At 68.4% G+C, this 18,895-nt stretch carries 18 protein-coding genes; 4 read left to right on the top strand and 14 right to left on the bottom strand.

What is annotated here, in order from left to right; genetic code table 11:
* Positions 1–14: 14 nt before the first annotated feature.
* Positions 15–3,437, bottom strand: coding sequence for a response regulator (locus ACUDP5_RS24880; RefSeq protein WP_445657467.1), 3,423 nt, complete (start codon positions 3,435–3,437; stop codon positions 15–17).
* A gap of 266 nt (positions 3,438–3,703) precedes the next feature.
* Here ACUDP5_RS24880 and ACUDP5_RS24875 point away from each other — a divergent pair, with 266 nt between their 5' ends.
* Positions 3,704–4,153, top strand: coding sequence for a response regulator (locus ACUDP5_RS24875; RefSeq protein ID WP_263909907.1), 450 nt, complete (start codon positions 3,704–3,706; stop codon positions 4,151–4,153).
* Positions 4,154–4,193: 40 nt separating this feature from the next.
* On the opposite strand, the gene ACUDP5_RS24870 is transcribed toward ACUDP5_RS24875, so the two are convergent.
* From ACUDP5_RS24870 to ACUDP5_RS24860, 3 genes are read right to left on the bottom strand one after another with little or no spacing between them, the layout of a single operon-like run.
* Positions 4,194–4,868: an ankyrin repeat domain-containing protein gene (locus tag ACUDP5_RS24870; protein WP_445657466.1), complete on the bottom strand. Its 675-nt coding sequence runs from the start codon at positions 4,866–4,868 to the stop codon at positions 4,194–4,196.
* Positions 4,869–4,916: 48 nt separating this feature from the next.
* Positions 4,917–5,324: a DUF2000 family protein gene (locus ACUDP5_RS24865; protein WP_445657465.1), complete on the bottom strand. Its 408-nt coding sequence runs from the start codon at positions 5,322–5,324 to the stop codon at positions 4,917–4,919.
* A gap of 56 nt (positions 5,325–5,380) precedes the next feature.
* Positions 5,381–6,211 carry an AraC family transcriptional regulator gene (locus tag ACUDP5_RS24860; RefSeq protein WP_445657464.1) on the bottom strand — a complete coding sequence of 277 codons (831 nt, stop codon included), beginning with the start codon at positions 6,209–6,211 and terminating at the stop codon, positions 5,381–5,383.
* Between the two features lie 142 nt (positions 6,212–6,353).
* Between ACUDP5_RS24860 and ACUDP5_RS24855 the strand changes: the two genes are divergently transcribed.
* The 3 genes from ACUDP5_RS24855 (at position 6,354) to ACUDP5_RS24845 (ending at position 9,902) form a co-directional block, all read left to right on the top strand.
* On the top strand, positions 6,354–6,812 hold the full coding sequence (locus tag ACUDP5_RS24855; RefSeq protein ID WP_445657463.1) for a MaoC family dehydratase: 459 nt from the start codon (positions 6,354–6,356) through the stop codon (positions 6,810–6,812).
* A 178-nt stretch (positions 6,813–6,990) separates the two neighbouring features.
* Positions 6,991–8,640, top strand: a complete 1,650-nt coding sequence (locus ACUDP5_RS24850) for an ABC-F family ATP-binding cassette domain-containing protein (RefSeq protein WP_445657462.1) — start codon at positions 6,991–6,993, stop codon at positions 8,638–8,640.
* 221 nt (positions 8,641–8,861) lie between these two features.
* On the top strand, positions 8,862–9,902 hold the full coding sequence (locus ACUDP5_RS24845) for a hypothetical protein (RefSeq protein WP_263909918.1): 1,041 nt from the start codon (positions 8,862–8,864) through the stop codon (positions 9,900–9,902).
* A 74-nt stretch (positions 9,903–9,976) separates the two neighbouring features.
* Here the strand turns inward: ACUDP5_RS24845 and ACUDP5_RS24840 are convergent, their stop codons facing one another.
* From ACUDP5_RS24840 to ACUDP5_RS24795, 10 genes are all read right to left on the bottom strand, one after another.
* Entirely contained in the window at positions 9,977–10,492 is a 516-nt protein-coding gene (locus tag ACUDP5_RS24840) for a lipocalin family protein (protein ID WP_263909920.1), read from the bottom strand.
* 10 nt (positions 10,493–10,502) lie between these two features.
* Complete coding sequence (locus ACUDP5_RS24835) at positions 10,503–11,585, bottom strand: SAM-dependent methyltransferase (RefSeq protein WP_445657461.1); 1,083 nt, start codon at positions 11,583–11,585, stop codon at positions 10,503–10,505.
* Between the two features lie 11 nt (positions 11,586–11,596).
* Entirely contained in the window at positions 11,597–12,364 is a 768-nt protein-coding gene (locus tag ACUDP5_RS24830; protein WP_445657460.1) for a DUF1295 domain-containing protein, read from the bottom strand.
* Positions 12,361–12,873 (bottom strand): DUF2878 domain-containing protein, encoded by a 513-nt coding sequence (locus tag ACUDP5_RS24825; protein ID WP_263910247.1) that lies wholly within the window; start codon positions 12,871–12,873, stop codon positions 12,361–12,363. The genes ACUDP5_RS24830 and ACUDP5_RS24825 overlap by 4 nt, the downstream gene beginning before the upstream one ends.
* Positions 12,873–14,147, bottom strand: a complete 1,275-nt coding sequence (locus ACUDP5_RS24820) for a cyclopropane-fatty-acyl-phospholipid synthase family protein (protein ID WP_263909926.1) — start codon at positions 14,145–14,147, stop codon at positions 12,873–12,875. Before ACUDP5_RS24820 ends, ACUDP5_RS24825 begins: the two co-directional genes overlap by 1 nt.
* A complete protein-coding gene (locus ACUDP5_RS24815; RefSeq protein WP_445657459.1) occupies positions 14,144–14,920 on the bottom strand; it encodes a DUF1365 domain-containing protein in 777 nt (258 codons plus the stop codon). Before ACUDP5_RS24815 ends, ACUDP5_RS24820 begins: the two co-directional genes overlap by 4 nt.
* A complete protein-coding gene (locus tag ACUDP5_RS24810; protein WP_445657458.1) occupies positions 14,917–16,182 on the bottom strand; it encodes an NAD(P)/FAD-dependent oxidoreductase in 1,266 nt (421 codons plus the stop codon). The genes ACUDP5_RS24815 and ACUDP5_RS24810 overlap by 4 nt, the downstream gene beginning before the upstream one ends.
* Positions 16,183–16,184: 2 nt before the next feature.
* Positions 16,185–17,117 (bottom strand): acyl-CoA desaturase, encoded by a 933-nt coding sequence (locus tag ACUDP5_RS24805; RefSeq protein WP_445657457.1) that lies wholly within the window; start codon positions 17,115–17,117, stop codon positions 16,185–16,187.
* A gap of 67 nt (positions 17,118–17,184) precedes the next feature.
* On the bottom strand, positions 17,185–17,946 hold the full coding sequence (locus ACUDP5_RS24800; protein ID WP_445657456.1) for a hypothetical protein: 762 nt from the start codon (positions 17,944–17,946) through the stop codon (positions 17,185–17,187).
* A 2-nt stretch (positions 17,947–17,948) separates the two neighbouring features.
* Positions 17,949–18,845, bottom strand: a complete 897-nt coding sequence (locus tag ACUDP5_RS24795) for an alpha/beta hydrolase (RefSeq protein ID WP_445657455.1) — start codon at positions 18,843–18,845, stop codon at positions 17,949–17,951.
* Positions 18,846–18,895: the final 50 nt, after the last annotated feature.

The raw sequence follows: 18,895 nt of genomic DNA, 5'->3' as shown, positions 1-18,895 counted from the left end.
TCGTGGCCGCCGTGTTACTTGCGCATCCAGACGCGCACCAGCGACAGCAGGCGCTCTACGTCCAGCGGTTTGGCGATGTAGTCGTTGGCGCCGGCGGCCAGGCATTTCTCCTGGTCGTCCTTCATGGCCTTGGCGGTCAGGGCAATGATGGGCAGGCGGCGCCATTCGGGCCGGGTGCGGATTTCGCGCATGGCCGTGTAGCCGTCCATCTCGGGCATCATGATGTCCATCAGCACCAGGTCGATGGCGCGGTGGCCGTTCGCACCGGCGCGTTCCAGGGCGGTCAGGGCTTCCAGGCCATTGCGCGCGATCTCCACGTGCAGGCCGGTGGGCTCCAGGATGCTGGACAGCGCGAACACGTTGCGTACGTCGTCTTCCACGACCAGCACGGTGCGGCCTTCCAGCGTGGTGTCGCGGCTGCGGGCCAGTTCGAGCATCTGGCGGTGCTGCGGCGGCAGGTCCGCTTCGACCTGGTGCAGGAAGAGGGTGACCTCGTCGAGCAGGCGTTCGGGCGAACGCGCGTCCTTGATGATGATGGACTTGGAGAAGCGGCGCAGGTGCTGCTCTTCGTCGCGCGACAGCGCGCGGCCGGTGTACACGATGACGGGCGGGAACGACACGCTGTCCTGTTCGGCCATTTCCTGCAGCAGGTCGTAGCCGCTCATGTCGGGCAGGTTCAGGTCCATCACCACGCAGTCGTAGGTGGTTTCGCGCAGCAGGGTGAGAGCCGCCGTGGCGGTGGCGGCGGGCACGATCTGCACGCCGTCGCGGGCCAGCAGCTCGCGCACGCTGTCACGCTGGCGGTCGTCGTCTTCCACCACGAGCACGCGGCGCACGTTCTGGGTGAACTTGGCTTCCAGGCGTTGCAGCGCATGGACCAGTTCTTCACGCTTGACCGGCTTGAGCGCGTAGCCGACGGCGCCGCGGCCCAGGGCTTCCTGCGAGTAGTCGGCTACCGAGACGATGTGCACGGGAATGTGGCGGGTGTCGGGGTTGCGCTTGAGCTGATCCAGCACGCCCAGCCCCGAGAAATCGGGCAGGTTCATGTCCAGCACGATGGCGTCCGGCCGGTGCTGCGCCGCGAGGGCCAGGCCGTCGTTGGCGGTGTGGGCCGCCATGTAGCCAAAGCCCATCTCGCGCGCCAGGTCGCCCAGGATGTCGGCAAAGCGTTCGTCGTCTTCGATGACGAGAATGGTGCGGCCGGACGGTGGGCTGGCGGCAGGCGCACGGCTCGCGTCCGGCTTCGGAGCGGGCGCCGCCGTCGGGGGCGCCGCGGGGGCGGAGCCTGTCTGCGCGACGATCGTCGAAGCTTCGAACTCGCCGCGGGCCTGCGGCGCGTGAGCCGGCGTGGCGGCTTGCAGGCGCAGCGGCACTTGCAGCGTGAATACGCTGCCCTTTCCGGGCGTGCTGACCAGGGTCAGCGTGCCGCCCAGCAGCTTGGCCAGGTCGCGCGAGATCGACAGCCCCAGGCCCGTGCCGCCATGCTTGCGGTGCGTGCTGCCGTCGGCCTGGCGGAAGGCTTCGAAAATCAGTTCCTGCTGATCGGCCGGCACGCCGATGCCAGTGTCCTGCACCGCGAACGACAGCATGTTGCGCGGTGCGCGCGCGACCTTCAGCAGCACCGAGCCTTGCTCGGTGAACTTCAGGGCATTGGACAGCAGGTTCTTGAGCACCTGGCCCAGGCGTTGCGGGTCGGTCTGCAGCGAAGCCGGCACGTCCGGCGCGATGTCCAGCTCCAGCGACAGGCGCTTTTCCTGCGCCATGGGCCGCAGCGGATCCAGCAACCGTTCCAGTGCGGGGGCAATGGCGACCTCTTCGACTTCGACGGTAGCCTGGCCTGCCTCGATCTTGGACAGGTCCAGGATGTCGTTGATCAGCGCCAGCAGGTCGCTGCCCGCAGCGTGGATGGTGTTTGCATACTTGACCTGGTCCGGGCTCAGGTTGCCCGGCTTGTTGTCAGCCAGCAGCTTGGCCAGGATCAGCGTGGAATTCAGCGGCGTGCGCAGTTCGTGGCTCATGTTGGCCAGGAACTCGCTCTTGTACTGGCTGGCCTGGGTCAGCAGGCGGGCCTTGTCGGTCAGCGCGCCCTGCACCCGCAGCAGCTGTTCGGCCTGCGATTCCAGGTTGGCGTTGGTCTGTTCGAGCTCGGTCTGCTGCAGTTCCATGCGCGCCTGCGATTCTTGCAGGATGCGGCTTTGCTGTTCCAGTTCTTCGTTGCTGACGCGAAGTTCTTCCTGCTGGGTCTGCAGCTCTTCGGATTGGCGTTGGGTTTCGGCCAGCAGCGCTTCCAGGCGGGTGCGGTCCAGCCCCGCGCGGATCGCGGACGCCAGCATTTCCGAGGCGCCTTCGAGCAGATTGCGTTCGGCCTCGCCCACCGCGTGGTTGAAGCCCAGTTCGATCACGGCATACACGCGCTCGTTCTGGATGGCGGGCACCAGGACCAGTTCGGCCGGGTTGGAACGGCCCGTGGCCGAGGTGACTTCAAAGTGGCCCGCCGGCACATTGCGCACGTGCATCAGCTTGCGCGAGGCGGCGACCTGGCCGGCCAGGCCCTGGGCCGCCGGGATCTTCTGCGCCAGCCGCTCGGCCGGCAGCGCGTAGCCGCCGAACAGTTCCAGTTCGTCGCCGGCGGCGTTGACGACGTAGCCGGCCCCGACGTTGGCATCCAGGTATTGCGCCAGGTAGTCCAGCGCGCGCTTGCCGATCTCGTCCAGCCGCGGGTCGCCCCGCAGGCTCAGGCCAAGGCCCGACAGGCCGGTGGTGACCCAGGCCTGGCGCGCCTTGGCGCGGTACTCGCGGATGGTCATGGCGGCCGAGGCCACGATCAGCACCAGCAGCAGCAGCGATCCGCCCCACGAATAGTAGGCCGACGTGGAGGCGGCGGCGGACCAGGCTTCGCGCTCGTCTTCCAACTGGCCCATCTGCCGCGTATACAGGTCGGCAACCAGGTCGCGCAGCCGGTCCATCGCGTCCTTGCCCGCATCCGTGCGCACCACCGCCATGGCGCCTTCCACGTCCCCCGCCTTGCGCAGTTCGATCGTCTCGCGCAGTTCGGTCAGCTTCTGCTGCGTGATCGCGGCGATGTCGTTGACGATCCGGCGCTGCGCCGAGTCCGCGGCCGCAGCCTCTTTCACCACCGCGAGGCGTTCTTGAATCAGCGGGACCGAGCGCACGTAGGGCTGCAGATAGGTCAGGTCGCCCGTCAGCAGGTAGCCGCGCTGGCCGACCTCGGCATCCTTGAGGGCCGAGTTGAACAGGCTGAGCTGGCGCAGCGTCTCGGTCACGCGATTCATCGCGTTGACCGCCTGGATCCGGGTGTCTGCCGATCGCACGTTGACGAAGGCGATCACCAGCGTGGCCAACGCTGCGGTCACGAAGCCGACCATCAGGGTTCGCGGAAAGGTGTGGCGGCTGGCAGGCTGGGACGAATTCGGCATGGGAACGGAGGACCGGGTCAGGGGAGGGAGGGCGGATTGGGGGGGGGGCGGCGCCGCAACGATTATAGGGACGCAACTGCGCAACGATTGGCTACTCCATGAAATATACAGGGGACGGACGCGGGAGTTTCGTCCGGATACAATTACTACACACATGAACGACGCCAGTGCCCTAGCATTCGGCCATTCACGCCCCACCAATCTTCAGTGCCTGCCGCCAGGACGCCCAGACGTGCCAACGCGGCAGTGCCGGCCTCAGAACCATCATGAAAAAAATCCTCCTGGTCGACGACCAGCCCACCCTCGTCGCCCTGATGGGCGAATTCCTGAGTGATGAAGGCTATGCCGTCACGACGCATACCGATGGGCTGACGGCGTTGCAGCAAATGCTGGACCTGCGTCCGGACCTGGTCATCACCGATTTCTCCATGCCTGGCATGGACGGTGGCGCCCTGCTGACCGCCATGCGTGAGAACGCCTATCTGAGCGAGACGCCGGTGCTGGTGCTGAGCGGCCGTCCGGAATACGAGATTGCCGCGGCCTGCGGCGACCGCGCGACGCTCATGCGCAAGCCGGCCGAGCCGCTGGACGTGCTGGCGGCCGTGCGCCGCCTGCTGCCGGAAACGGCGGCGCCGTCGCGGTTGCGCGGGCGCCCTGACGTCCTGGCCTGCGCCGCAACCCACGCCGCCAATGGCCGCGCGGTGCTGGTCGCCTAGCGCGTTCGCCCGCCAGACTTGCAACTTTTCTTCACGGCGCTCAGCGCGCGCCAGCGGCCTGCAGCTGCCTGGCGATCGCGTCCTGGCCGCGCTGACGGGCATGCCATAAGGGGCTGCGTCCGTCGCCATCGGCCAGGTTGACGTTGGCCCCGGCCTTGAGCAACTGCGCGACCACGGCTTGGTGATCCGGCCCGCCATCGCTCAGGATGATGGCCTCCAGCAGCCCGGTCCACCCCAGCCGGTTGACGTGGTCGGGGTCGACGCCGGCTTGCAGCAGCAGCCGCACGGTGTCGACCAGGCCACGCTCGCACGCCGGAATCAGCGCGGTGCCGCCATAGCGGTTGGTGCTGCGCAGGTCGGCGCCATGGCGCAGCGTCAGCGCCAGGATGCCGTTATGGCCGCGCGCGCCGGCATAGAGATAGGCGCTGTCCTGCAGACGGTTCTTGGCGTTCACGTCAGCCCCCGCAGCCATCAGCGCCGCGGCCGCGGCCTCGTGGTTGGCCAGCGTGGCGCGCAGCAGCGGCGTATTGCCGTCGCCGTCGCGCGCTTCCAGCGGCGCGCCCTGCGCCAGCAGGGCCTTGACCCGCGCGGCATCGCCGTCGGCCGCGGCCCGCAGCAGGTCGGCGCCGGCGTCGCCCGGCGCCGCCGTGCCGGTTTCCGCGACCGCCAGCAGGGCCGCCGCCATGAATGTGCGCCAGGAACGGATGATGGACATGCGGGCGAGCCTCCTGTTGATGGCTGAGTCATGCCCTCGATTATGCCGTCACGGATGCAGCGCCAGCCCCTTCACCGCCTTGTCCACCGCTTTCTTCGGCCCGCGCACCGCGATGCCGACCAGGTTCATGTTGGCGGCGTCCTCGGCGTGGAAGACCTCGCGGTTGGCTTCGTCGTGGCCGGTGGCGAACATGGCATGCACGTAGGGCACGATGGTGATGTCGCGTGCGCGCGCCGTGCGGTGCGCGGCCTGCAAACCGGCCAGGTCGCCTTCGAACACCAGGATCGGCTGCACGGACATGCTGGCATAGGGATGGCCCGTCGCGTCCACGTAGGGGGCGCCCAGCATCTCGGGCGCGGCGCTGGCCAGGCCGGTGGACAGGAAGGCCACCACGTTCAGGCGCTGCCACGTGGCCAGGTCGTTACGGACGATGATGGCAACTTTGGTATCAAACACGTCAAGACTCCGCTAGGGGAAAAGCGCCCATGGTGGCGCAGTGCCCCCGCGAGGGTCTAGAACGTTTGTGCGCTGTGCAGGTATTTCGCCGGGGTGATGCGGTAGGCCCGCTTGAACCAGCGGCCCAGGTGGCTCTGGTCGGCAAAGCCGACCTGGGCCGCAACCTCGGCCGGGGCGATGCCGCGGGCCAGCAGCGCGCGCGCCCGCCGCAGCCGGGCGTTCACCAGGTAGGTGTGCGGGGCCAGGCCGAATTCGCGGCGGAACTGCCGCGCCAGGGCGTAGCGGTCCATGCCGGAATGCTCGGCCACCTGGTCCATGCTCAAGTCCAGTGCCATGTGGGCATCGATGTATTCCTGGGCGCGGCGTGCGCGCGAAGGCGCCGGGCGGGCTGGGGGCGTGAGCAGGCGTTCGTGGTCGGCAGCCAGGTGTTCGATGAGGGCATCCAGGGCCTCGTCGCGCGCCAGGCGCAGGTGGTCCGGCTCGAAGCTATGCAGGGCCGCCACGATGCCCCGTATCAGCGCGGGCTCGTTGGACAGCGACGCGCGAAACATCGAGAACGCCTGGCGGCCGGGCTTGCGTTCGCGCCGCTCCATTGCGGCACCGACCCAGGCCAGGGGCAGGTACAGCATCGAATACGTGAACCCCTGCTCGCTGCCGGCATGGCCGTCGTGGACGGCGCCGGGCTCGATCAGCATGGCATTGCCCTCCGTGCTGGTGACGATGCGCCGCGCGCATTGGAATTGCTGCACGCCCTGCAGCGTGACGCCCACGAGCATTTCGTCGTGGTCGTGCGGATCGTAGGCGTGCCCGCGGAAATGGGCATGCACCACCTCGATGCCTGTCGCGTTGTCGCGCCGCACCCGGATCCAGTCGTCTTGAGTCGTCATAACGGAAATTCCCTGCCAGCAGGCAGTCTTGGCGCGCTGGGGCGGCGTGGCTGCCAGACTGCTTGTTCACCGGGTAGATTACTTGAATAATCGATGCGGCAAGCATCCGCGACATTCCTCAAGGCAAGCAAGGAGACGGTACATGGCAACCCCCGGCAACCCCACGGCGCTGTATCTGGACGACCTGTCAGTGGGGGACACATTCACCAGCGCGACGCACCAGCTGGACGTCGATCAGGTGCGGCGCTTCGCCTCGGAATTCGACCCGCAGCCGTTCCACCTGGACGAGGACGCGGCGCGCCATTCCCTGTTCCAGGGGCTGGCGGCCAGCGGCTGGCATACCGTCGCCATCACCATGCGCTTGCTGGTCGACAGCATGCCGCTGGCCGATGGCGTGATCGGCGCCGGCGCCGAGATCAGCTGGGCCCGCCCGACGCGCCCTGGCGATACGCTGCACGTGAAAAGCACGATTCTGTCCATCACGCCGTCGCGCAGCAAGCCGGACCGCGGCATCGTGCTGGTGGAAAGCGTGACGTTCAACCAGGACGGCGATGAAGTGCAGAAGCTGACCAGCAAAGTGGTGAGCTTTCGTCGCAAGTAGCCTGCGATGGCACGGGCATCGCGGTTGCAGTGATGCCTGTGCTGGGTACAATTCACGATCACTGCTTTTTTCGAGGGTCTCTTCCCATGCGCCATTGATGCGGCCGTTGTCATGACGGCAAATCTCCACTGCCCCCAACCGCGGGGGAGCTCTTTGCATCTTTGGAAACCCACTGCGCATGGCGAATTTTCATCTCGCCCTGGAAGGCGTTTCATACGCTTTGCCGGATGGCACTTCTCTTTTTTCCGACCTGAACGACACCTTCGACCTGCGCCATACCGGCCTGGTCGGGCGCAATGGCGTGGGCAAGTCTGTCCTGGCCCGCATCCTGGCGGGGCAGGTGATACCGTCACAAGGACGCCGCGTGGCGGCGGGCAGCGTGCACTACCTGGCCCAACAGGTCGACGCCGTGGCGGACGATGCCACCGTGGCCGACCTGGCGGGCGTGCAGCGCGTGCTTGCCGCGCTGCGGCGCATCGAGGCCGGCAGCGCGGCGCACGAAGACTACGATGCGGTCGGGGATCGCTGGGACGTCGCGCGGCAACTGCGGCGGGCGCTGGAACAGCACGGCCTGGCGCATCTGGATGCGCAGACGCCGGCCCATCTGCTGAGCGGCGGCGAGCGCACCCGGGTCGCCCTGATCGGCGCCTTGTTGTCGGATGCCGACTTCCTGATCCTGGACGAGCCCACCAACCACCTGGACCAGCCCAGCCGGCAGGCCTTGATCACGCAATTGGCGCAATGGCCGCGTGGCCTGCTGGTGATCAGCCACGACAGGCAGCTGCTGGACACGATGGACCGCATTGTGGAATTGTCCCCCTTGGGCTTGCACAGTCATGGCGGCAACTATGCGTTCTACGCGCGGGCCAAGGCGCACGAACAGCAGCGCGCGGTGGCGGAACTGGAGCGGGCAAAGTGGGATCGCCAGCGCGAGGCGCGGGCTCTGCAGGAACAGCGCGAGCGCCAGGAAAAACGGCAGGCGCGCGGCACGCGCAGCGGCAAAGAGGCCAACCAGGCCAAGATCCTGCTGGGGCGCCAGAAAGCGCGCAGCGAACAATCGACCGGCAAGCTGCGCAAGCAACACGCCGCTGCGCAGCTTGAACTGACGCAGCGGGTGCACGAGGCGGCGCAGCAGGTCGACGAGGGCTTGAGCATTCATCTGCACGCCGGGCTCGATGCCGGCGTAGCGCAGCGGCAGGTGGCGATGCTGGATGCGGTCGAACTGCCCTTCGTGCCCGCTGCCAACCGGCGGCTGAGCCTGCAAGTACGGGGGCAGCAGCGTATTGGCGTGATCGGTCCCAATGGCAGCGGCAAATCCACCTTGCTGAAAGTGCTGGCGGGGCAGCTGGCGCCGCGCGCGGGAACCTGCGCGGTCACGCCGGCCCGCGTCTACCTGGATCAGGCGTTGGGCAATCTGGACCCTGCCCGATCGGTGCTGGCTCAAGCCAGCGAAGCCAACCGTCTCCTGAGCGAAGGCGAGCTGCGCATGCGCCTGGCGCAACTGGGGCTGGACGCGGACAAGGTGACCGTGCCCAGCAGCCTGCTCAGCGGCGGCGAGCGCCTGAAGGCCGCGCTGGCCTGCGTGCTGTATGCCGACCCGCCGCCGCAGCTATTGCTGCTGGATGAGCCCAGCAACCATCTGGACCTGCCGTCGCTGCAGGCGCTGGAGACGATGCTGTCGCGCTATCCGGGCGCCATGCTGGTCGCTTCGCATGACACGGCGTTCCTGGATAATCTGGCCCTGACGGACCAGTTGGTGGCGACGGACGACGGATGGCGGTTGCTGGGCGTGGGGCAGGGCCGCGACTGGAAACAATCGCAACAATAATTTTCGGCTCTCTGCCGCGTGCCATCACGGCCTCGAAGGAGCGAACCCCGGTGCGGGCCGCAGACGCATTGGCGTGCCGGGCCCGGACAGCGGTGATGCACCCTGCCGCTGCCCCGGTGGCAGGCGCCGGATCTTGTTTCAGCAGGCAGGCGAGCTATTGCGATCCGACCTCGAATCAGTAGTATGCCGGCTCCATTCAGCTTTCTTTCAAGGACCGAACCATGATGCCATCGCGCCCGCGCCTTGCCCTGTCCGCCCTGGCGCTTACGCTTGCCCTGTCCGGCTGCGTGAACCTGCCGAATTCCAACGGCGAAGGCACCATGGACGATCCGCGCTACGGACAGCTGCTGGACCTGATCAACGAGGCGCTCAAGGACGACATGGCCGTGGTGCTGGTGGCCGACCTGATGCCGCACGCCACGCTGAAAGACGCCATGACCATGACGCAGTGGACGGGCAACACGGTCTGGATGTTCGAGAAGGACCCGCGAATCACGTTCGGCCGCAAGTTCCAGAACAACTCGCTGAAACGGGACAAGGCGGAAACGTATCTGTTCAAAGCGTTCGAGGTGCACATCCTGCCGCCCGGAAAATACCTGCTGACCGGCGGCGACGACTACAAGCTCAATGCCTTGCTGGACCAGGTGGGCGCCCCGCGCGGCGCGGTCGGTTCGGGCCGTGGCGCCAACGGCACGGCTTACCTGTCGCCCGAGCTGTACCGCGAGTTCTACAAAGAAACCAACTGGCACGAAGGGTCCACGGGGTCCCAGCTCAAGACGCGCACGGTCTGCACGGCCGTGCACCGCGGCTCGGGCGCGTGCGTGGCCTGGGGCGAAGAGCAATACACCGAAACCACGCCGGGCGTGCGGGCGGGGTACTACGAAGACACGGCGTACCGGGACATTCCCGCCATCAAGGTACAAGCGCGCATCCCGCCCAAGCAGGCCCTGGCCAGCTTCACGCTCAAGGGCGGCCAACTGGTGCTGAGCCAGCGCATGCACATGAAGACGCCCAGCTACCAGTACACGCAGTCGGGCTGCCGCGCGGTCGATCCCAAGATGATCGAGTGCCCGCTGGAAAACCTGACCGTCTATACCTGGCCGGCGCCGATGGACTTCGCGCAAAAGCTCTTTTCCCAGCGCACCAACATCAGTGACCCGCAGCGCGAGATGCTGTCCCGGATGATCCCCATGCAGATCACGCCGCTGGGCAAGCAGGGCATGCAGGATCCGGTGTGGGGCGTGCCGCTGTCGCGCAAGTAGAGGGGTGCGTCCCTGCATACCGAGAACGCGCCGCCTTCCGGTGATCCCGCCGGAGGCAGCGCCGCGGCCGTGGATCAGCCGCAGCGCTGCGGCACCTTGCGCAAGCTTTCCGTGTAGCCCAGTTCGGTGACCTTGGCGGCCAGCGCCGCGTAGGTCTCGTCGCTCAGGCACGGCACGCGTGCCATGATCCACACATAGTCGCGCTTGGAGCGGCCGATGATGGTGGTCTGGTAGGCGTCGTCCAGGTAGGCAATGACGTATTCCGCCTGGATCGGCCAGATGAACTGCATGCCCCACACCGCGTTGCCGGTGTCCGGCCTGACGGTGGCCACGGGATGCATGGTGCTGACATCGGCCTCGAAGCTGCCTTTGCGGTAGCGGAAGTCGGTCTGGATGCGGCCGTCGGACAAGCGGCGGTAGCTTTCCACGGCGTCGTAGGCATGGCGTTCGGGCCAGCTGGGGATATGGGCGATGACGTACCAATCACCCATGAAGCGGTCCAGGTCCACGCGGCTGACCGGCGGCATGGGCGGGGGCGCGGCGCAGCCGGTCAGGATGGCTGCGAGGGCGGCGGACAGGGCGCGCAACATGGTCGTCTCCTCAAGGGCGGGTGAACCGGTAGTGGCCCACGCCCCATTGCTGGCCTGCCTCGTAGCCGAACAGCTCGGCGCAGGCCATCCAGAACATGCGCCAGCGTTGGTGCCACAGGTCGGTCAGACGCGGGCCGTAGGCCTGGCTCAGCACGGCGCGAGCTGCTGCGCCGTGGGCATCCTGGTTGGCCAGCCAGTGGTTGGCCGTGCGTTCGTAGTGGGTGCCGTCCACGAACCATCTTTCTTCCAGCTGCAGGTCGCGCTGGAAGTGCAGCAGCGTGTCGGCCGCGGGCATGATGCCGCCCGTGAAGAAATGCCGGCCCATCCAGTTGTCGGCGCCTTCGGTCTCGAATGGGTAGGCGCGTTCGCGGTGGGCGAAGATGTGCACGAACAGTTTGCCGCCGGGTCGCAGCCATTGTCCGATGCGGGCCATCAGGTCCTGGTAGTTGCGCATGTGCTCGAACATTTCCACCGAGACGCAGCGGTCGTAGGCGCCGGCAGGCAGTGCCAGCACGTTGACGTCGCAGGTGATGACGCGCACATGCTGCCAGCCTCGTTCGCGGCAGCGCGCTTCGATGTGCTGGCGTTGGGTGGCCGAGTTCGACACGGCGGTGATGCGGGCGTTGGGGTAGTGTTCGGCCATCCACAGCGTCAGCGAGCCCCAGCCGCAGCCCAGTTCCAGGATGTCCTGGCCATCGGCGAGTTCGGCGCGTTCGCTGTACAGGCGCAGCATGGCGACTTCGGCCTGGTCCAGCGTTTCGGCGCCGGTGGGGTAGTAGCAGCCGGAATATTTCATGCGGGCGCCCAGGCACAGCTGGAAGAAGGCGGTGGGCAGTTCGTAGTGCTGGGCGTTGGCGGCGTCGGTGTGGATGGCGACGGGGCTGGTGCGCAGGCGTGCGATCAGTTGCTGGTCGCGCGCGGTCCAGGCGTCGATGCCGCCGGCGTATTCGGCGGCCAGGCGCTGGGCGCACAGGCGGCGGATGCCCAGGCGCAGCAGCGCGTCGGGCACCAGGCCGCGTTCGGCCAGGCCCAGCAGGCCGGGAGCGGGGCGGTCGGCGGCGAGCGGGGCGTCTTGCAGGGTGGCGGTATTCATGGCGAGCCTCGTCAGGATTTGGGAAACCACGGGAAGAAGGCCGAGGTGCGGCGCTGGTAATCGCGGTAGTCGTCGCCGCGCGTGCGCAGGGCCTGCTGCTCGGTGAAGGGAATGCCGCTGATCCAGCGCAGGAACACGAACATCAGCGCCGGGCCCAGCCACGCCAGCCAGGGCAGGGACGAGCCCCAGGCCAGCGCCACGTAGCCGAACCAATGGCACCATTCGAAGAAATAGTTGGGGTGGCGCGAATAGCGCCACAGGCCGGCGCGGCAGGTCCGGCCGCGGTGGGCGGGGTCGTCGCGAAAGCGGTCCAGTTGCCGGTCGGCGATGACTTCGCCGGTCAGCGCGGCCAGCCAGATCGCCACGCCCAGCGCAACCGCGCCGCCCTGCGCGGGGCTGACGCCGACCGCCAGGAAGGGCAGGCAGAACAGCATCACCAGCCCGGCCTGGAACATGAACAGGCCGAAGAACTTGCCCTGGTGGCCCTGCCAGCGTTCGCGCAGGGCGCGATAGCGTCCGTCTTCTTCCTGGCGCACGCGACGCCACAGATGCGCAGCCAGGCGCAGCGACCAGGTGCCCGCCATCACGGCCAGGCACGCGCGGGGCAAGGCGGCGCCCGTGCCGGTGGCGGCGATGAGCACCGCGCTGGCGCCCATGCCCAGCGCCCAGACCACGTCGACGATGCCGGCGTTGGCGTGACGGCGCTGCCAGCGCCAGGCCAACGCCATGGCGACGATCATGCCGGCGGCAATCACCAGCCATTGATGCCAGGGTGTCATGATGCCTCCCGAGTCCAGCGCCATGCGCGGGTGGTCAGGGCGGGCAGGATCAGGCCCCAGCCCACCGCCAGCGTTGCCACGGCGCGCCAGGCGGGCGCCTCGAACTGCACGGCCTGCCAGCCGCGCGCCGCGCCCCAGTAGGCCAGCGGACCGCCAATGGCGCCGAACGCGCAGGCCAGCCAGGGGCGCGGGCGCAGGTAGGCCAGGGAATGGTTCAGCGTCAGGGCAAAGGCGGCCCACAGCGCCAGGATCCACAGCGGCGCGGGCCAGGCGCTGGCGGCATAGACCGACCAGCCCAGCGCCGACAGGCCGCCGTCCAGCAGGCAGCCGCACAGCAGCGCGGCCAGCGCCAGCTTCACGTCGGCCTGCCAGGTGCGCGACCAGACCCACTGCGCCGCCACGAACAGCAGCGCCGCCACAACGCCCGGCCAGGCCAGGCCGCGGCCGGCGCCGATGACGGCACTGAACCAGACCGCCTGGTAGCCGAGCAGGTTGGCCCAGAAGCGCATCACGCGTCTCCCTGCACCCAGCGCTCACCGGCGCTGCGGGCGCCGGGATGCGTCAGCAGCAGGTGCGAGACGCCGATGGAACGCTCGCGAAAGCCACCTTCGCAGTAGGCCAGGTAGAACTCCCACAGGCGGCAAAAGCGTGCATCGAAGCCCTGCGCCCGTACCTCGGGCAGATGGGCCAGGAAGCGCTCGCGCCAGGCCTGCAAGGTCAGGGCGTAGGAATGGCCGAAGTCTTCCAGGTGCACCAGCGCCAGGTCGCAGGCACGGGTCTTGGCGCGCAGCATGGCGTCGATGGACGGAATGAAGCTGCCGGGAAAGATGTGGCGCTTGATGAAGTCCACCGACCCCAGCGCCTGCTGGTAGCGGTGGTCTTCGATGGTGATGGCCTGGATCAGCGCGCGGCCGCGCGGGGTGAGCAGGCTGGCGACCTTGCCGAAGTAGGTCTCCAGATACTGCGCGCCGATGGCTTCGATCATTTCGATGGAGACCACCTTGTCGTACTGGCCCTGCAGGTCGCGATAGTCTTGCAGTACCACGCTGACGCGGTCTTGCAGGCCGGCGGCGCGCACGCGTTCGGTTGCCAGGTCGTGCTGCTCGCGCGAGATGGTGGCCGTGGTGACGTGGCAGCCGTAGTGGCGCGCGGCATGGATGGCAAAGCCGCCCCAGCCGCTGCCGATTTCCACCACGCGGTCGTCGGCCTGCAGGTCGAGCTTGCGGCAGATGACCTCCAGCTTGCGGCGCGAGGCCTCTTCCAGCGTGTCGTCAGGGTCCACCCACAGCGCCGAGGAATACATCAGGTCGGGCGACAGGAACAGCGAGAAGAAGTCGTTGCCCAGGTCGTAGTGGGCGGCGATGTTGCGGCGGCTGCCTTCGGGGGTATTGCGGTTGGCGGCGTGCCAGCGCTTGAGCGCCCAGCCGGCCAGCCGCGCCAGGCCCGATTCCATGGCGTCCAGCGTGTCGCGGTTGCGCACCAGCAGGCGCACCAGGCTGACCAGGTCATCGCACGTCCACATGCCGTCGCCAAAGGCTTCGCCGGCGCCCACGCTGCCTTGCGTGGCCACCAGCCGGTAGAAGGCCATGTCGCGGATGGTCAGGCGCACCACCGCCGAGCCCTGGCCCAGCGTGGCGCCGCCCAGGCTGTCTTCGATGGCCAGCCGGCCGCCGGTCAGTTGGGCGAGGCTGGCGAACAGGCGTTTGCGCAGCAGGCGGTCCAGTGCGCCGACGGGGCGGCTGGCCGCCACGGCGGCGTGTTCGGATGGCGTCATGGCTTTCATTGCGGTTCTCCGTTGGGCGTGCGGGGATGGTCGTGGATGGGGTTGCGCTTGAGCCACAGGCGCAGCGCCTGCCAATGGATGCCGCCGATCACTTGCAGCGTCATCAGCGGGAAGCGCCACAGCAGCCGTGCCAGCGCCGCGCCGTCCAGATCGCGGCGCTGCAAGGCCAGGTGGGCGTCGAACTGCACCTGGTCGTGGCGGCTGACGCGCATGTGCACCCGCAGGTCGTCGCCGGGCGGGCTGAAGCGCCAGTCGTAGGCGCAGTCCATCGGCATGAAGGGCGACACATGGAAGCGCTTGTCGAACCGCCAGGCCAGCGATGGGCCGTGGCGCTCGGCGGTGGCCGTCGGCAGCACGATGCAGTGGCGCTGCTTCCAGGGCGTATTGGTGATTTCGGCCACGATGGCGGCCAGCGTCACGCCATCGGCTTCGAAGCAGTAGTAGAAGCTGACCGGGTTGAACACGTAGCCGGCATAGCGCGGATGCGCCAGCAGCCGGATCGGGCCGGTGGGCGCCTCGCCCAGGGCGGTGCGCAAGCGGGTGCGCACGGCCTGGGCGAGGGGCAGGCCGGCATCGCCGTCCAGGTAGTCGCTGCGCCGCCATTCGGCCAGGTTGGGCCGTTGGGCCGACCACAGCCAGCGGTTCTCGAAGACCTGGTCGATTTCGTCCAGGTCCAGGTAGAGCTGCGCCATGCGGTAACTGAAGCCGTGCGCATGCGGCACGTGGCGCTGGTGCGTCACGCGGCCTTCATAGACGGCGCTGTGGCGATTCATGCCGCCACCCATGACAAGGGCGCGGCGCGCGACTGGATACCGCGTACGACGTCCAGCGCGCTGGCCACGCCGTCTTCATGGAAGCCCCAGCCCCAGTAGGCGCCGGCGTACCAGCAGCGATGCAGGCCGGAGATCTCGTCGCGTCGGGCCTGCGCGGCCACCGACGCCAGCGTGTAGACGGGATGGTGGTAGCGCATGCGGGCCAGCACGTGCGCCGGGTCGATGGCTTCGCTGCGATTGAGCGTCACGATGAACGGCAGGCGCGACGACAGCCCTTGCAGCAGGTTCATGCAATAGCTGACCGAGCAGGGCGCCGAGGGGTCCGCCGGCACGTAGGCGTTCCAGGCGGCCCAGGCCTTGCGGCGGCGCGGCAGCAGGCGTGCGTCCGTGTGCAGGACGACGTCGTTGTACTGGTAGGGAATCGCGCCCAGCACCGCTTGTTCGGCCGGTGTCGGGTCTGCCAGCAGCCGCAAGGCCTGGTCGCTGTGGCAGGCGAAGATCACGTTGTCGTAGTGCGGCTGGCCATCGCGGGAAGTCACCGTCACACCGCCGGCCTGGCGCGTCACCGCGTGCACCGGGCAGTTCAAGCGCACCCGCACGTTCCAGCGCTCGCGCAGCGCGCGGATATAGGTGCTTGATCCGCCCTGCACGACACGCCATTCGGGCCGTCGGTTGACCTGCAGCATCTGGTGGTTGGCCATGAACTGCACCAGGTAGCGCGCCGGAAATTCCAGGATGCGGGCCGCGGGCGCGGACCACAGCGCCGAGGCCATCGGGATCAGGTGGTCGGTGCGGAAGGCGTTGCCGTAGCGCTGCTGTTCCAGGTAGTCGCCCAGCGTGGGCCCGGGGTCATTGCTCGCCAGCAGCGCAGGCGCTTCGCGGTAAAAGCGCATCAGGTCGCGCACCATGCCCAGAAAGCGCGGCGACAGCAGATTGCGGCGCTGGCAGAACAGCGTGTCGAGCGTGGTGGCGTTGTATTCCAGCCCGTTGCCTTCTTTGTGCACCGAGAAGCTCATGGTGGTGGGCTGCGAGGCCACGCCCAGCTCGTCGAGCAGGGCCGTGAAGTGCGGATAGTTCACCGGGTTGTGCACGATGAAGCCGCTGTCCACGGCAAAGGACTGACCGTCCTGCTCGACCGCGTGGGTATGCGTGTGGCCGCCCAGGTAGTCGTTGGCCTCGTACAGGGTCACGTCGTGGTCGCGGCCCAGCTTCCAGGCGCAGACCAGCCCCGCGATGCCCGAACCGATGATGGCGATGCGCATCTTCACTCCTTGGCGCGCGCCAGCACCCAGGCCGGCACGGCTTTCAGGTCCCAGATCAGGCCGGTGGCCGCCAGGAGGCGCAGGCCATACCAGGTGATGTCGATTTCACGGGCGCGGAACCCCTGGCGGGCCGAGCCGGGATAGAAATGGTGGTTGTTGTGCCAGCCTTCGCCGAAGGTCAGCAGCGCCAGCCAGGCGTTGTTGCGGCTGTCGTCCGCGGTGTCGTAGCGGCGCTTGCCGTAGCGGTGTGCCAGCGAATTGATGGTGACCGTGGCGTGGAACAGCACCACCGTCGAGATGACGAAGCCCCACACCAGCATCTGCGGCCCGTTGGTGCCCAGGCCCGGCGCCGTGCGTTCGAGCAGGGCGCCCAGGCCGTAGCACAGCAGTGCCAGGGCGACGGGGACGGCGGCGTCGAAACGGTCCAGCCAGCGCAGTTCGGGAAAGCGGCGCAGGTCCGGCACGCGCGCCAGGTCGGTGGCGAAGGCGCGCGGCGTCAGGAACCAGCCCATGTGGCTCCACCAGAAGCCGTGCCGGGCGGGCGAATGCAGGTCCTGTTCGTCATCGGCGTGGCGGTGGTGGTGGCGATGGTGGGCCGCCCACCACAGCGGCCCGCGCTGGGCGCAAGAGGCGCCCAGGATGGCAAACACCAACTGCATGCCGCGCGACGTGCGGAAGGTGCGGTGCGAGAAATAGCGGTGGTAGAAGCCGGTCAGGGCAAACATGCGCACGGCATACAGCGCCGCGGCCAGCGCCAGGGCCACCGGCGACACGCCGGTCCACAGCGCGCCCAGGCAACCCAGGTGCAGCAGCGCAAAGGGCAGGGCCCGGGTCCAGTCAATGCGGTCGGGATTGCCCGCGGGCACGCCCTGGGCCTGGGTGTCTACCCAGCGGCGTATCGAGGCGGTCCAGCCAGTGAATTCGGGGCGCATCATCGTGTCCTGTTCAAGCCTTGCCGGGATATACGGGCGGGGCGTGCAACCAGATGCATTGGTGCAAACCCTAGGTCGGTCCGACCGGGTCGCATCGGCCGGTCAGCGGGGTGGCCGACGCGGCGTCCAGATCCTGCCGGGTGGGCGCAGGCTGGATGGCATCGGGCGGGAATTCGATGCGCACGGTCTGCGTGCCGCCGTTGCCGTCGCGCAGGTTGCTCACGCCTTCGAAGCGGCGCAGCCGGCGGCTGTCGCGGTCATAGGTGACGCGCAGCGGCGGCGCGGCAAAGCCGTACCAGGCGTCCAGCCGCAGGCGGAAGGTGCGTTCGCGGGTGTCGGGCAGGTCCCGCGCCTGCACGTCCAACGGCACCCAGGCCAGCCGGCTGGGCAGCAGGAACTGCAAGGGCACGGCGGGGGCGTCCCAATGCGCGCGCAGCCAGGCGTCAAAGCCGGCGTCGATCACCGGGTTCGCCGTGGCCGGCAGCTTCTGGCTCTGCATGGTCGCCCCGGCGCGGGCTTGCACGTAGACGTAGCGTTCGCCGTTGCGCAGGCTGGCGCCTTCGCGATAGCCGTCGCGCTGGTCGAACAGCGCAAAATCCGGTGCGGGGTCATCGCGGGCGCCACGCACCCATTTGCGCGCAAAGGCGGCGCCGTCCGGGCAGCGGTACAGCACCAGCCGCTCTTGTTGCGTGTCGTCGCGCACCACCCAGTGTTCTTCGCGATAGCGTTCGGCGCCGCCATGCGGAGCGTAGGCGATGCCCACGTAGTGTTCGTTCTGGGCCGGGGCGGCGATGGGCGCCCCGATCAGCAGCAGTAGCAGCCAGGGACGCATCGTCATTCTCCTTGGGCGGTGCAGGGCGAGGCGACGAACGCGCTGACGTCATCCAGCACCGGTGCGCGCCAGCGCAGCGGGCGCGACAAGGCGCCGACCAGCAGCTTGTGGCCCAGGTCGGGGTATTCGATGAGATGGGCGCAGGCGCCGGCCGCGCGCAGGGCGAGCGCCAGGTTGGCGCTGTTGCGCTGCGGGTCGACCGTGCTGTCGGCGGCCCCGGCCAGCAGCAGGCCCGGCGGCGCGTCCGCGCTGACGTGATGGATCGGTTGCGAGTCGGTCGGCGTATCGGGAAACAGGAACACCGGCCGCACGTCGCGCGCGACGATGGGCAGGAAATCATACGGGCCGGCCAGTCCGATCCAGCCCGCCAGGGTGGCGGGCGCCGTGCCGGCCCCGCGCAGCCAGCGTGCATCCAGCGCCAGCATGGCGGCGATGTAGCCGCCTGCGCTGTGGCCGGCTACGAAGACCCGCCCGGGGTCGCCGCCATAGGCGCCGATGTGCTGCTGCGTCCAGGCCACCACTTGCGCGGCGTCCTGCAGAAACGCGGGGTAGCGGGCTTCGGGGTACAGGCGGTAGTCGGCGATCACGGCGACGATGCCGCGGGAAGCCAGCGCGTCGCCCGCAAAGCGGTAGTCGGCCCGCTCGCCGCTGCGCCAGCTGCCGCCGTAGAAGAACACCACCACCGGCGCGCGGGCGGCGTCCGGGGGCGCGTAGATATCCAGGCGCTGGCGCGGCAGCGCGCCGTAGGCCAGCCCGCGGGTGGCCTGGCTGGCGTCGTCCGGCACCGCGCCGTTCAGCAGAGTCAGGGGCGAGCAGGCGGCCAGCAAGGCCAGCGCCAGGCCGGCGACCAGCAGGATGTCAAAGAGGCCACGCGGGCCGGGACCGATCCAGGAAGACATGGGGTGCTCCGCAATGGGGACACCCCTCTATACGGGCCGAAGCCCGCACT

It is taken from the genome of Achromobacter sp. NCFB-sbj8-Ac1-l (genome assembly GCF_052695805.1).
The sequence above is the reverse complement of the archived record's forward strand: the minus strand, read 5'-3'. Positions and strand labels throughout refer to the sequence as shown.

Coding starts and splice junctions, on each gene's coding strand:
- ACUDP5_RS24875 (WP_263909907.1), top strand. CDS start 3,704: ATGAAAAAAATCCTCCTGGTCGACGACCAGCCCACCCTCGTCGCCCTG.
- ACUDP5_RS24850 (WP_445657462.1), top strand. CDS start 6,991: ATGGCGAATTTTCATCTCGCCCTGGAAGGCGTTTCATACGCTTTGCCG.
- ACUDP5_RS24830 (WP_445657460.1), bottom strand. CDS start 12,364: ATGACACCCTGGCATCAATGGCTGGTGATTGCCGCCGGCATGATCGTC.
- ACUDP5_RS24810 (WP_445657458.1), bottom strand. CDS start 16,182: ATGCGCATCGCCATCATCGGTTCGGGCATCGCGGGGCTGGTCTGCGCC.
- ACUDP5_RS24840 (WP_263909920.1), bottom strand. CDS start 10,492: ATGTTGCGCGCCCTGTCCGCCGCCCTCGCAGCCATCCTGACCGGCTGC.
- ACUDP5_RS24870 (WP_445657466.1), bottom strand. CDS start 4,868: ATGTCCATCATCCGTTCCTGGCGCACATTCATGGCGGCGGCCCTGCTG.
- ACUDP5_RS24880 (WP_445657467.1), bottom strand. CDS start 3,437: ATGCCGAATTCGTCCCAGCCTGCCAGCCGCCACACCTTTCCGCGAACC.
- ACUDP5_RS24835 (WP_445657461.1), bottom strand. CDS start 11,585: ATGAATACCGCCACCCTGCAAGACGCCCCGCTCGCCGCCGACCGCCCC.
- ACUDP5_RS24845 (WP_263909918.1), top strand. CDS start 8,862: ATGATGCCATCGCGCCCGCGCCTTGCCCTGTCCGCCCTGGCGCTTACG.
- ACUDP5_RS24815 (WP_445657459.1), bottom strand. CDS start 14,920: ATGAATCGCCACAGCGCCGTCTATGAAGGCCGCGTGACGCACCAGCGC.
- ACUDP5_RS24820 (WP_263909926.1), bottom strand. CDS start 14,147: ATGAAAGCCATGACGCCATCCGAACACGCCGCCGTGGCGGCCAGCCGC.
- ACUDP5_RS24855 (WP_445657463.1), top strand. CDS start 6,354: ATGGCAACCCCCGGCAACCCCACGGCGCTGTATCTGGACGACCTGTCA.
- ACUDP5_RS24805 (WP_445657457.1), bottom strand. CDS start 17,117: ATGATGCGCCCCGAATTCACTGGCTGGACCGCCTCGATACGCCGCTGG.
- ACUDP5_RS24800 (WP_445657456.1), bottom strand. CDS start 17,946: ATGCGTCCCTGGCTGCTACTGCTGCTGATCGGGGCGCCCATCGCCGCC.
- ACUDP5_RS24860 (WP_445657464.1), bottom strand. CDS start 6,211: ATGACGACTCAAGACGACTGGATCCGGGTGCGGCGCGACAACGCGACA.
- ACUDP5_RS24795 (WP_445657455.1), bottom strand. CDS start 18,845: ATGTCTTCCTGGATCGGTCCCGGCCCGCGTGGCCTCTTTGACATCCTG.
- ACUDP5_RS24825 (WP_263910247.1), bottom strand. CDS start 12,873: ATGCGCTTCTGGGCCAACCTGCTCGGCTACCAGGCGGTCTGGTTCAGT.